Origin of the sequence: Microvirga tunisiensis, assembly GCF_009296175.1 — a bacterium.
Taxonomy (GTDB): domain Bacteria; phylum Pseudomonadota; class Alphaproteobacteria; order Rhizobiales; family Beijerinckiaceae; genus Microvirga; species Microvirga tunisiensis.
On record NZ_VOSK01000054.1, the window covers coordinates 21,334 to 31,608 of the forward strand.

Consider the following 10,275-nt stretch of genomic DNA (forward strand, 5'->3'; position numbering starts at 1 on the left):
TCGACGGCTGTGGATTCCCGCTTAATGAACGATTCTCGCCCTTTCGGCGATTTTGCGCCTTCAGGACTCGCCCGCTGGGTGATCGACCGCACGCGCGGGCTGCCCGAGGGATGGGCGGGCCGCCGGCTGGCCCTGATGCTGCGCCGCCTGGCGATGAAGAGCCTGAAGGGGCTGCCGCTCGACCTGGAGACCTTCGGCGTCCGCATGCGGCTCTACCCCTATAAGAACGTCTGCGAGCGGCGCATCCTGTTCACGCCCCAGTATTTCGACACCGATGAGATCAGGATCCTGAGCTCACGGATCGTGGACGGCTTCACCTTCATCGATGTCGGCTCGAATGTCGGCTGGTATGCCCTCTCGGTCGCGCGGGAGGCGGGAGCCGTTCCGACGCGGATCCTGGCCGTGGAGCCCCAGCCGGAGATCTTCGACCGCCTGATTTACAACATCCGCCAGAACCCCTCCTGCACCATCAAGGCCGTGGACTGCGCGGTGGCGGACAAGACCGGCGAACTCACTCTGTTCCTCGATCCCCTCAACCGGGGCGAGGCGAGCCTGAAGATCGTGAATTCGAGCCAGACGGACGCGATCCGCGTCCCGGCCGTGACCATGCTGGAACTCCTGAGTCGGGAGGGCCTGACCCGCGTCGACGCGATCAAGCTCGACGTGGAAGGGGCCGAAGACCTGGTGCTCGACCCGTTCTTCCGGGATGCGCCTGCCTCCCTCTACCCCTCGCTCTTCGTCGTCGCCAACGTCCCGGAACGCTGGCAGATCGACGTGGTGAAACTCCTGAAGAGCAAGGGCTACCGGCAGATCCTCGAGACCAAGATGAACCTGGCCTTCGAGCGCTCCTGAAAGTCCGACCCAAATCGGCACTCGCCGGGTTCTCATCCTTTCGTCATCACCGGCCTTGTGCCGGTGATCCCGATGGCTTGAAGCGCAGCGCTTTTCTTAGTCGAGATGGCCGGCACGAGGCCGGCCATGACGGCGGGAAGTGCATGACGAGCCAGCCTCTCAGGATGAGGGTGGTGGTTTTGAGCCAGCTGTTGAGTCGTTCTATCGCGGGGTCACGATCTCGACCGGGCGGTCGATCGCCACTTCCTCGGTCGTAATGCGGCAGACATAGGCATAGGATTCGACGCCGGCCGCCAAGGCGTGTCGGAAGGCCTTGTCGTAGGCGGGGTCGATGTCGCGGGCCACGTCGAAACGGTTCGCATCCATCTGGATGACATAGACGAGGGCGGCTCTCGCCCCCACGGCCACCATGTCGGCCAGCTCGTAGAGGTGCTTAGCGCTGCGGGCCGCGACGCAATCCGGGAACTCGGCAAAGCCCGCCTCGCGCATCAGGTGGCAGTTCTTAACCTCCAGGTAGCAGGGCGGCTCGCCGTCCTTTTCGAGCAGGAAATCGACCCGGCTGTTCCTGCCGTACTTCACTTCCGGCCTGACGCGCTCGTAATCCGCGAAAGGAGCGAGACGCCCCTCCCGCAGGGCTTCGGCGACCAGGAGATTGGGACGGGAGGTGTTGATGCCGATGAGTTGCCGTGGACCGCCGCCGGCAGCGACCTCCACGAATTCCCAATTGTATTTGAGCTTGCGGTTCGGATTCGTCGCCCGGGAGAGAAAGACCCGGCTGCCGGGTTCCTTCAGGCCCATCATGGCTCCGGGATTGGCGCAATGGGCCGTGACCACCTCGCCCGTATCGAGCTCGACATCCGCCAGAAATCGCTTGTAACGCTCGATGAGACGGCCCTCGAGCAGGGTTTCCTGAAAACGCATCAAATTCCAACGCCTGAACGAAAAATTCGTCGTATCAGAGGAGAAGGCGGGGGTTCAACTGAACCCTCGCTTGAGAATTGCCGTTTCTGACGCTAAAGGCCCCTAAAAGGATCGCTGCGCATGGCCATCTCCGTCACAGCCGCCCTTCTCATCATCGGCGATGAGATCCTCACCGGGCGCACCAAGGACAAGAATATCGGCTACATCGCCGAGTACCTGACCGGGATCGGCATCGACCTGCGCGAGGTCCGCGTCGTGCCTGACGTGGAGGAGGAGATCGTGGCGGCGGTGAATGCCCTGCGCGGCCGCTACACCTATCTCTTCACCACCGGCGGTATCGGCCCCACTCACGACGACATCACGGCGGATTCCATCGCCAAGGCCTTCGGCGTCGGCATCGGCGTCGATCCGCGGGCCGTCGCCCTGCTGCAGGAGCGCTACCAGCCGCACGAGCTGAACGAGGCGCGCTTGCGCATGGCCCGGATCCCCGAGGGGGCCGATCTCATCGAGAACCCGATCTCCAAGGCTCCGGGCTTCCGGATCGGCAACGTCTTCGTCATGGCGGGCGTGCCCTCCATCATGCAGGCCATGCTCGACATCATCGCGCCGTCGCTCCAGACCGGCGCCCGCATGATCATCGAGACCATCGAAGCCGAGGGGTTGGCCGAGGGCATCTATGCCGAGGGCTTGGGCCAGATCGCCTTGTCGGACGAGGGCGTGTCGATCGGATCCTATCCGTCGTTCTCGACAAGCGGCTTCCGCAACCAGATCGTCGTGCGGGGCAAGGACCCGGAGTCGGTTGCAAGCGCTGCCGCGGCCATTCGCGAGCTTCTCGGTCGCCTCAAGGGTGACCGGGCGCCCCTGTAAGAGTTATTGTCGTCACCACAAAAGCCGAAGAGCACATCGATGTCCCCGACCTCTCCGAAAGCCTTCCCCGTCTCCTGGGATCAGTTCCACCGTGATTGCCGGGCTCTCGCCTGGCGGTTGGCCTCGGCCGGTCCTTTCGAGGCGATCGTCTGCATCACCCGCGGCGGCCTCGTGCCGGCTGCCATCGTGGCGCGCGAGCTCGACGTCCGGCTCATCGAGAGCGTCTGCATCGCGAGCTACCACGACTACAAGAACCAGGGCGAGCTGCAGGTGCTGAAGGACATCGCCCCTGCGATCAAGGCCCTGGGCGATAGGACAGGCAAGGGCGTTCTCGTGATCGACGATCTCACCGATACCGGCAAGACCGCCAAGATCGTGCGCGATATGCTCCCCAACGCGCATTTCGCCGCCGTCTATGCCAAGCCCGCAGGTCGGCCCCTGATCGACACCTTCGTGACGGAAGTGAGCCAGGATACCTGGATCTACTTCCCCTGGGATATGGGCCTAGCCTACCAAGCTCCGATCCGCGAAGGCTCGGCGGGTTAACAGAGCCAAGGAGCGCCCGTGGCGGAGTTCGATATTGCGCGGACGCGCAACAGCCTCTTCGGCGCTCTCCTCTATGCGAGGGATCGGTTCGGCCGGAACAAGGTCGCCCTCGAGGACCTCGAACGTCAGCCGATCACCTTCGGCCGCCTTGTCCTGGGGTCGCTCGTTCTCGGCCGCAGGCTTGCGAGCCTGACGGATGAGCGCGAACCTATCGGCGTGCTGCTGCCGAACGTTCAGGCCATCGCCGTCACTCTGTTCGGGCTCAATGCATTCGGGCGCGTTCCAGCCTTCCTGAACTTCACGGCCGGGCTCAAGAACCTGAAGGCGGCCTGCGAACTGGCCGGGATCAAAACCATCGTCACCTCCCGCCGCTTCGTCGAGCAAGGCAAACTCGACGACATCGTCGCAGCGTTGGGGGAGGGGCGGCGGATCCTGTGGCTCGAGGACGTTCGTGCAAAGCTGACGAGCCTCGACAAGCTGCGTGGGCTGATCGATTCCTGGATGGCGCGGCGCGTTCATGCCGGAGCCAAGGTCGAACCCGACGATCCCGCCGTCGTGCTCTTCACGTCAGGGTCGGAAGGCATACCGAAAGGCGTGGCGCTCTCGAACGCCAACCTGATCGCCAATGCCTATCAGGTCAAAGCGCTTGCCGGTGACGTGCTGAAGCCGGACGACGTGTTCTTCAACCCCTTGCCGATCTTTCATTCCTTCGGCCTGACCGCAGGGCTCCTGACGGCGGTTCTCAACGGCATGAAGTCGGTGCTCTATCCGAGCCCGCTCCATTACCGGCAGATCCCGAAGCTCGTCGCCGGCACGCGCGCCACGATCATGCTCGCGACGGACACCTTTCTGCAGGGCTATGCCCGAGCCGCGGGCGAGACCGATCTGGCGAGCGTCCGTTACGTCATCGCCGGCGCCGAGCGGGTGAAGGACGAGACGCGCAGGCTCTGGGCCAAGCACGGCACTGTGATTCTGGAAGGCTACGGCGCCACCGAATGCTCGCCGGTCATCGCCGTCAGTTTGCCGGATAGGAACAGGTCCGGATCGGTCGGGCCGATCCTGCCGGGAATCGAATGGCGCCTCGATCCGGTCGAAGGAATCCATGAAGGTGGGCGCCTGCACGTGCGCGGCCCGAACGTGATGAAGGGATACCTCGATTCGACGGCTCCGGGCGGCATTCATCCTCCTGTCGATGGATGGCACGACACCGGCGACATCGTCACCGTCGATGACGGGATCGTCACCATCCGGGGGCGGGCGAAGCGCTTCGCGAAGGTCGGGGGCGAGATGGTGTCGCTGGCAGCCATCGAGGCGACCGTTCAGGGACTGTGGCCCGACAACAGCCATGTGGTCGTGGCCATTCCGGACCCGCGCAAGGGCGAGCAGATCATCCTCATCACCGACAAGGCGGATGCGGACCGGGACGTGCTGCTGGCGCATGCCAAAGCCCAAGGTTTTCCCGAGCTTTGGATGCCCCGCTCCATTCTCGTATCGGGAATTCCGGTGCTGGGTTCCGGCAAGACCGATTACGCCGCCGCCGTTGAGCTGGCGCGGCGGCTGCAACCGATGCTCTAGGCTTGAGCTCTCGCTTCTTTGAAGAACAACCCTCAACGTTACCAGTAACTGAGCTCGGCTTTCCACGTTGTCATTCGGGACAGCTATTCCCTATGGGCATGTCTGGATGAAGGGTTCTGAGATGAAAAGAATTGCTCTTGTTCTGGTCGCATTGGCCTACACATCGAGCGCATTGGCTCAGTCCCGGCCCTCCACACCTAGTATGACCTGCAATCAGGCGCGCGGGATCGTTTTCTCGCGCGGCGCCATTGTCCTTGGAACAGGCACCTACACCTACGACCGTTACGTCCGGGACCGCACCTTTTGCGAGTTTAACGAGACGATCGAGCCCGGTTTCGTGCCAACGAGGGATACGCCGCAATGCCCTGTCGGATATCTCTGCCGGGATACGGATTATTTCTTCGACGACTAAGGTCGCGCCCGTCGCCTTGATTCCGTGAGCGCTTTGCGCTGTCTCGTATCCTCCGGATTTCCGGAGCGCGACGGTTCGATTGAGGATTCATCAGGCGTCGCCATTCAGCGCTTTCCAGAGTGGGCGTCCGCGCTGTTGAAATAATGACACACTGTTCAGGATAATCACGGGTGTCTTCCAAATTTGCTTATCTTTTCAGCAGATTGCGCGACTAATGAGCGAACATGGCGTTTACCTCGGTTGCGTCAGACTGCGGCATGATTATGGTCACGTTTGTACATGGGTCATGGACTCAGGAATTTTTGGAGAAAACCATGAAGCTCGCTAAGAGCCTCTTCCTTGGATCGGTCGCGGGTCTCGCGGCTGTCGCAGGGGCACAGGCCGCCGATCTCCCCGCGAAGAAGGCCGCTGCTGTCGAATACGTTCGCGTCTGCTCCACCTACGGCGCAGGCTTCTTCTACATCCCCGGCACCGAAACCTGCCTCCGCGTCGGCGGCCGTGTTCGCGCCGAGTTTCAGTATCTCGAGCCGACCGATCGCGAGGATGATGCCATCGGCTTCCGCGCTCGTGGTCGTCTGAACATCGACGCCCGCACCGCCACCTCCTACCGTCTGCTCCGCACCTTCGTGCGCTTCGAGATGACCCGCGACACCGGCGTGTACGGCTTCAGCTCCACCTCGGCCAACGTCGACCAGGCCTTCATTCAGTTCGGCGGCCTCACCGCCGGTCGTACGGTCTCGTTCTTCATGAACAGCGACCTTCCGAACGATAACTGGGGCACACTCCGCTTCTACGACGCTCCGACAGTGAACGTGTTCGCCTACACCTTCTCCTTCGGCAACGGCTTCTCGGCCACGCTGGCGGCTGAAGAGGGCAGCTTCGCGGGTAATTCGTTCGGCGTTGATGCAGATGGCGATCCTATCACCGTGTTCGACCGCGCCGGTCAGACCTATCCTGACCTCGTCGGTAACCTGAAGTACGCCGGCACCTGGGGTTCGGCTCAGCTCGGCGGCGCCCTGCACCAGCTGCGCAGTGACGTGCTCACCGCAGCTGTCGCCTCGGCGCCATTCGTCGGTACGGTTCCTGACTCTGAACTCGGCTGGGCCGTCACGGCTCAAGGCTACGTCAACCTGCCGATGCTTGCTGAGGGTGATGCGCTCTGGCTCGCGGCCACCTATGCTGACGGTGCTCTCGGCTATCTCGGCTTCGATCCGAACGTGACAGCTGGCTCCACCACCCGTGACGTTGTCGACGCCTATATCGGCTCTGATGGCGATATCGAGACTGGTCGTGGCTGGTCGATCGCCGGTGGTCTGAACCATTACTGGACCCCAACGGTCCGCCAGAACGTGTTCGGTTCGTATGCTCGCGTCGAGTACGGCTCTAATGTCGCGTCGAGCTTCGACTTCGCCGAGTGGCGTGCCGGTTCGAACCTGATCTGGTCGCCAGTCTCCGGTCTCGATATCGGTGTTGAGGTTCTCTACTCCAACCTCGACCCGCGTGGTCCGAGCTTCGGCGAAGACAACGACACCATCGAAGGCCGTCTGCGCGTTCAGCGCGACTTCTGATCGATTTATCTTTTTGGACTGGAAAGCCCCGGTGGTGACACCGGGGCTTTTCTTTTGGTGTTGAGCATCGGACCCGATAGCGGACCCACTTTTTGGAATCCATTCGATGCGTCCATTCTCGACGATCGCATCGTTTTCCGCTGACGCGGACCTTCGGTTCCGCACGATGCCCCAGAGCGGTGGATTGCCGTAGCGGAAATACTGCCTATAAGCCCACGAGTGATCGTCCAGTTTCAAAAAGTTCGGGGTCAACGATGTTCAAAGCCCTCAGAAATCTGGCTTCCGCTGCGATCCTCACGCTTGGGTTGACGGGATGCGTAGGAGCCGCCGGCGTCTCCACCTGGGAATACCAATCCGGGCAAGGCTATGAGACTCAGCGCGTCTATGACGGCCGCATCCAGGCGGATACGAGCCAAGGCTTCACGCGCGAGGCCTGTACGACCGTGTCGAGCAGGCAGATCGGCCCATCAGGGGGCGGGGCAGGCGGAGATGTGACTGCCTGTGCTCCCAATTAGCCCGATGCACCTTGACCGAAGGAACGAAGGCTCACCTTGACCGTTGGCATGGAGTCAATTCCACCGTTAGGAGAGCATCATCATGAACAACATCATCTGGCTCATCGGAGCGATCGTGGTCGTCCTCGCGATCTTGTCGTTCCTCGGGTTGCGCTAGTCCATTCTATGAACCTGCAGGGCAGCTTATCGTCTAAAGCGCCCTGCAGTTCCTCGTGTCTCCCCGGACGACCTGCTCTCCCCGGAAGACCTGCGGCGGCAGGATTGTCGGCCAAGCGACCTATTCCATCAGAACCAGGACGACCGACGCGACGTTCAGGATGGCCAATACGCCGAGCAACGTCGGAAATAAAGGAATCCCAAGCCGCCACGCTGCTCGATCACAGGCCGCTTCGGTGCGAGATTCGAGATGAGAATTCTTGATGGCCATGTCTCATCCTTTTCGTGGCCTGACCTTGCGTTAATCGGGTGCCACCATGGACCTTGAGCGCACCATGTGAGGTGTGCTTCCACACATGGTGCAGCCTGCATTTGTCTTTGCTTAGTGTCGTGTGGCGCTCTTCTGAATTTGGAGAAGCTGGCCCTCGATGGCGCGCATCCGGGTCATCAGGCGATCGAGTTCTGTTAAAAGATGCCTCTCGTCCTGTTTGGCCTTCTCGACGAGATCCGGGGAGGAACCGTGGCGAATGCGCTGGAGCGCGTCCGCGAGTTGGCGATCCAGAAGCCGCATGTGGTGCTCCAGATCCAAGAACTCTTGGTGAAGCTGGGTCTGCTTGAACACGGCAGGGATCTCACGTGAGAACGGTCGGTTCTAAGCTTAAGCTACAGCGCGAAGGTGTGTTCCTTCAGGCGAAAAAAGAGGTCGCGGCAAATTTCTTAAAGGCCAAGGTGAAACGGAGGACGGTGTTCACCGTTCTGTGATGAGGGCTTTCACCCGGTGGTCATGCCACCGGGAATTCAGAATTTGTAAACAGCCTCAAAAAGAAGCGTTTCCAGTAGCTGCCTGAAAGGGGGCAGCTTTGTATCGCGTTTGGCTTCATCACGCCGACCACCCGCTTTGAGTTTCCGGGCGGGTCTTTCCAATGATCATAGAGCCTTCAAGGGTCGTTGCACCTGCAATGGACTCCAAGAACAACAGCCGGATAATAGAGGAGATGGCCGGATGGGACAGGCGATAGAGCCTTATCGGGTAGCCTTGATCGTCGAAGACGATTTCGAAGTCAGAGGCTTGGCGGCAGCTCTACTTGAGGAGACCGACCTCAAGGTCGTAGAGGCCTCCAGCGCGGAAGAGGCTCTGGATTATCTGCGGCTGCATTCCGACGATGTGGCCTTTCTGTTCGCCGATGTCCGTCTTCCGTGTCTGATGGATGGCCTGGACCTGGTTCGCACCGTGCGCCTGAAATGGCCATGGGTCAGGACGGTTCTGACCTCGGGCAGGCCCCTTGACCAGCAGGAAGGCGATGTTCCCCGTGACGTCCGGTTCATGCAGAAACCCTGGAGGGCGCTCGAAGTCCTGATGGAAGCTGAGAAAGCGGCTCAAGCCTATCGGCGGAACTGAAGCAGGACCGCGCAGGCAATTCGGGGTTCGCTCCTTGCATCCTATCCGGCGGAGACGTGGAACCTTGGCGCTTGCCAGGAATTGGCGTCAGCAGTTTGAAAGGATTGACTGATGCCGCATACGTCCGTTGCCACAGGCAGGTTCTCGTCCCGCAAGGAGGCCAATCAGGCCGTTCAGCGTCTGGTGTCTGGTGGATTCGCCCGTAACAGCATTTCCGTCCACCAGCACGACGACGATGAGGGATACGATCTGGAAATTCATACCCGGCGCCAAAACCTCAGGCGCGCAGAACGCCTGATCCACGATTCCGCGCCTCTATACGTCGTCAGGGAGAAAGCGTCCCAGGCGGCCCACACAGCCGGGGCCTATCCACTGGTTCTGCTCGGGGCGGGGATCCTGGCCGGGTTCCTGATCTACAACCTCATCCCACGCGAAGCCGCATCCGACCAGGGAAACCGTCGTAGGCGCTGATGCCATGGTTGCTGGAGCGAGGACGGATCTCAGAGAGCGAGCCAGATCCTAGAGATCGCCGTCCTCATCGTGGTGGCGGGTTCGCTCCAATCGCTCCAGCAACTGCTTTATGCGATCGGGAGCAGGTTCTTTCAGGATGTTCTGATAGTTCTGCTGCAGCTGCCGGCCGAGATCCTTCAGGAGTTCGGACTGTCCAGAGGCGGTCAAACTGTTGGCGCCGATGCTCCAACCTCTATGGCCCTCTGCGACATAAGAATGGTGCCGCTTTGGCATCCATATCCTCCTTCTGTTGCTATCCTTGAGCCTGAGAACGGGTGAAGTCGGATTGAGTTGCAGCTAAGTTTCTGAAAAAGAAGAATCTTTTGATGGATGGGCCATCCAGTGCCGGCAATGGGATGAGCTTCCCTTGCCTTTAACCGTAGTCTGGAAGTTCCACTCAGGAGAATGAGGCGACCGCCGGTCGCATTGGATTCATCCGAACACTGCGCCAAAGCTCGACCTTAACGACGAAGGCGGCTGGGTTCATGCGTGAAGTTCTCATGGTCTATTTGTGTGGTGTGATCCTGCTGTTGGCAGTGTCAACCATGATCGAAGGCGAGGAGGGGATAGGCCTCGACCACATTCTGATCGCCGGCTTCGGCTGGCCGATCCTGACGCCGATCCTGGCCTTGCGAGCTTGGACCAGCCGCTGAGAGACGCTCCTTCTCTCTCCCGCCACGGCTGGCGCGCATTTCCCTGCGTCATCTTTGTTGCTAACCTGAACCGTAACGTTTTCGGATGAACCTATGGCCAGAGCGATCCTGACCGCTGCAATCTACTTGGCTGGGCTCGGCGCAGTCCAGGCCCAGACGAGCTGCTATCCGCGCCTAGGGCGTGTCTGCAAAGGGGTTCCATGAGGAGCTTGGAGTTCCCATTTATCCAACGTGACACGTTACGAGTTGACGGACCGGCAGTGGCAGCGCCTTGAGCCGCTTCTGCCGCCCGAGCGGCCGC

The 10,275-nt window shown here is 61.0% G+C and carries 14 protein-coding genes; 10 read left to right on the forward strand and 4 right to left on the reverse strand.

Annotated features, from left to right (window positions below):
- Positions 1–24 precede the first annotated feature (24 nt).
- Positions 25–852 (forward strand): FkbM family methyltransferase, encoded by an 828-nt coding sequence (locus tag FS320_RS15575; RefSeq protein WP_152712766.1) that lies wholly within the window; start codon positions 25–27, stop codon positions 850–852.
- Positions 853–1,053: 201 nt separating this feature from the next.
- Here FS320_RS15575 and sfsA read toward each other — a convergent pair whose 3' ends face one another.
- Positions 1,054–1,773 carry a DNA/RNA nuclease SfsA gene (sfsA, locus tag FS320_RS15580; RefSeq protein WP_152712767.1) on the reverse strand — a complete coding sequence of 240 codons (720 nt, stop codon included), beginning with the start codon at positions 1,771–1,773 and terminating at the stop codon, positions 1,054–1,056.
- A 120-nt stretch (positions 1,774–1,893) separates the two neighbouring features.
- Between sfsA and FS320_RS15585 the strand changes: the two genes are divergently transcribed.
- The 6 genes from FS320_RS15585 (at position 1,894) to FS320_RS15610 (ending at position 7,256) form a co-directional block, all read left to right on the forward strand.
- Positions 1,894–2,640, forward strand: a complete 747-nt coding sequence (locus FS320_RS15585) for a competence/damage-inducible protein A (RefSeq protein ID WP_152712768.1) — start codon at positions 1,894–1,896, stop codon at positions 2,638–2,640.
- Positions 2,641–2,679: 39 nt separating this feature from the next.
- Positions 2,680–3,186 carry a xanthine phosphoribosyltransferase gene (gene gpt / locus FS320_RS15590; RefSeq protein WP_152712769.1) on the forward strand — a complete coding sequence of 169 codons (507 nt, stop codon included), beginning with the start codon at positions 2,680–2,682 and terminating at the stop codon, positions 3,184–3,186.
- Positions 3,187–3,204: 18 nt separating this feature from the next.
- Positions 3,205–4,761, forward strand: a complete 1,557-nt coding sequence (locus FS320_RS15595; RefSeq protein ID WP_162003019.1) for an AMP-binding protein — start codon at positions 3,205–3,207, stop codon at positions 4,759–4,761.
- Between the two features lie 121 nt (positions 4,762–4,882).
- Positions 4,883–5,173 carry a hypothetical protein gene (locus FS320_RS15600; protein WP_152712770.1) on the forward strand — a complete coding sequence of 97 codons (291 nt, stop codon included), beginning with the start codon at positions 4,883–4,885 and terminating at the stop codon, positions 5,171–5,173.
- Positions 5,174–5,487: 314 nt separating this feature from the next.
- On the forward strand, positions 5,488–6,741 hold the full coding sequence (locus FS320_RS15605; protein ID WP_152712771.1) for a porin: 1,254 nt from the start codon (positions 5,488–5,490) through the stop codon (positions 6,739–6,741).
- Between the two features lie 254 nt (positions 6,742–6,995).
- The gene (locus FS320_RS15610) at positions 6,996–7,256 is read left to right on the forward strand and encodes a hypothetical protein (protein WP_152712772.1); all 261 of its coding nucleotides are present in this window, start codon (positions 6,996–6,998) and stop codon (positions 7,254–7,256) included.
- Positions 7,257–7,533: 277 nt separating this feature from the next.
- On the opposite strand, the gene FS320_RS45180 is transcribed toward FS320_RS15610, so the two are convergent.
- Both FS320_RS45180 and FS320_RS15615 read right to left on the reverse strand, forming a co-directional pair.
- Entirely contained in the window at positions 7,534–7,683 is a 150-nt protein-coding gene (locus FS320_RS45180; protein ID WP_153885309.1) for a hypothetical protein, read from the reverse strand.
- A gap of 111 nt (positions 7,684–7,794) precedes the next feature.
- Positions 7,795–8,034 carry a hypothetical protein gene (locus FS320_RS15615; RefSeq protein ID WP_152712773.1) on the reverse strand — a complete coding sequence of 80 codons (240 nt, stop codon included), beginning with the start codon at positions 8,032–8,034 and terminating at the stop codon, positions 7,795–7,797.
- A 381-nt stretch (positions 8,035–8,415) separates the two neighbouring features.
- On the opposite strand from FS320_RS15615, the gene FS320_RS15620 reads away from it, so the two are divergent.
- Both FS320_RS15620 and FS320_RS15625 read left to right on the forward strand, forming a co-directional pair.
- Positions 8,416–8,811, forward strand: coding sequence for a response regulator (locus FS320_RS15620; RefSeq protein WP_152712774.1), 396 nt, complete (start codon positions 8,416–8,418; stop codon positions 8,809–8,811).
- Positions 8,812–8,922: 111 nt separating this feature from the next.
- Positions 8,923–9,282, forward strand: a complete 360-nt coding sequence (locus FS320_RS15625) for a hypothetical protein (RefSeq protein WP_152712775.1) — start codon at positions 8,923–8,925, stop codon at positions 9,280–9,282.
- Positions 9,283–9,330: 48 nt separating this feature from the next.
- Here FS320_RS15625 and FS320_RS15630 read toward each other — a convergent pair whose 3' ends face one another.
- The gene (locus FS320_RS15630; RefSeq protein ID WP_152712776.1) at positions 9,331–9,555 is read right to left on the reverse strand and encodes a NepR family anti-sigma factor; all 225 of its coding nucleotides are present in this window, start codon (positions 9,553–9,555) and stop codon (positions 9,331–9,333) included.
- Positions 9,556–9,806: 251 nt separating this feature from the next.
- On the opposite strand from FS320_RS15630, the gene FS320_RS45185 reads away from it, so the two are divergent.
- Positions 9,807–9,974: a hypothetical protein gene (locus FS320_RS45185; protein ID WP_153885310.1), complete on the forward strand. Its 168-nt coding sequence runs from the start codon at positions 9,807–9,809 to the stop codon at positions 9,972–9,974.
- The last annotated feature ends 301 nt before the right edge of the window (positions 9,975–10,275 follow it).

Bases quoted from the DNA above. Each gene is read 5' to 3' on its own strand.
- FS320_RS15600 (WP_152712770.1), top strand. From the start codon at position 4,883: ATGAAAAGAATTGCTCTTGTTCTGGTCGCATTGGCCTACACATCGAGC.
- FS320_RS15575 (WP_152712766.1), top strand. From the start codon at position 25: ATGAACGATTCTCGCCCTTTCGGCGATTTTGCGCCTTCAGGACTCGCC.
- FS320_RS15625 (WP_152712775.1), top strand. From the start codon at position 8,923: ATGCCGCATACGTCCGTTGCCACAGGCAGGTTCTCGTCCCGCAAGGAG.
- sfsA (WP_152712767.1), bottom strand. From the start codon at position 1,773: ATGCGTTTTCAGGAAACCCTGCTCGAGGGCCGTCTCATCGAGCGTTAC.
- FS320_RS15605 (WP_152712771.1), top strand. From the start codon at position 5,488: ATGAAGCTCGCTAAGAGCCTCTTCCTTGGATCGGTCGCGGGTCTCGCG.
- FS320_RS15585 (WP_152712768.1), top strand. From the start codon at position 1,894: ATGGCCATCTCCGTCACAGCCGCCCTTCTCATCATCGGCGATGAGATC.
- FS320_RS15630 (WP_152712776.1), bottom strand. From the start codon at position 9,555: ATGCCAAAGCGGCACCATTCTTATGTCGCAGAGGGCCATAGAGGTTGG.
- FS320_RS15610 (WP_152712772.1), top strand. From the start codon at position 6,996: ATGTTCAAAGCCCTCAGAAATCTGGCTTCCGCTGCGATCCTCACGCTT.
- FS320_RS15620 (WP_152712774.1), top strand. From the start codon at position 8,416: ATGGGACAGGCGATAGAGCCTTATCGGGTAGCCTTGATCGTCGAAGAC.
- FS320_RS45180 (WP_153885309.1), bottom strand. From the start codon at position 7,683: ATGGCCATCAAGAATTCTCATCTCGAATCTCGCACCGAAGCGGCCTGT.
- gpt (WP_152712769.1), top strand. From the start codon at position 2,680: ATGTCCCCGACCTCTCCGAAAGCCTTCCCCGTCTCCTGGGATCAGTTC.
- FS320_RS45185 (WP_153885310.1), top strand. From the start codon at position 9,807: ATGCGTGAAGTTCTCATGGTCTATTTGTGTGGTGTGATCCTGCTGTTG.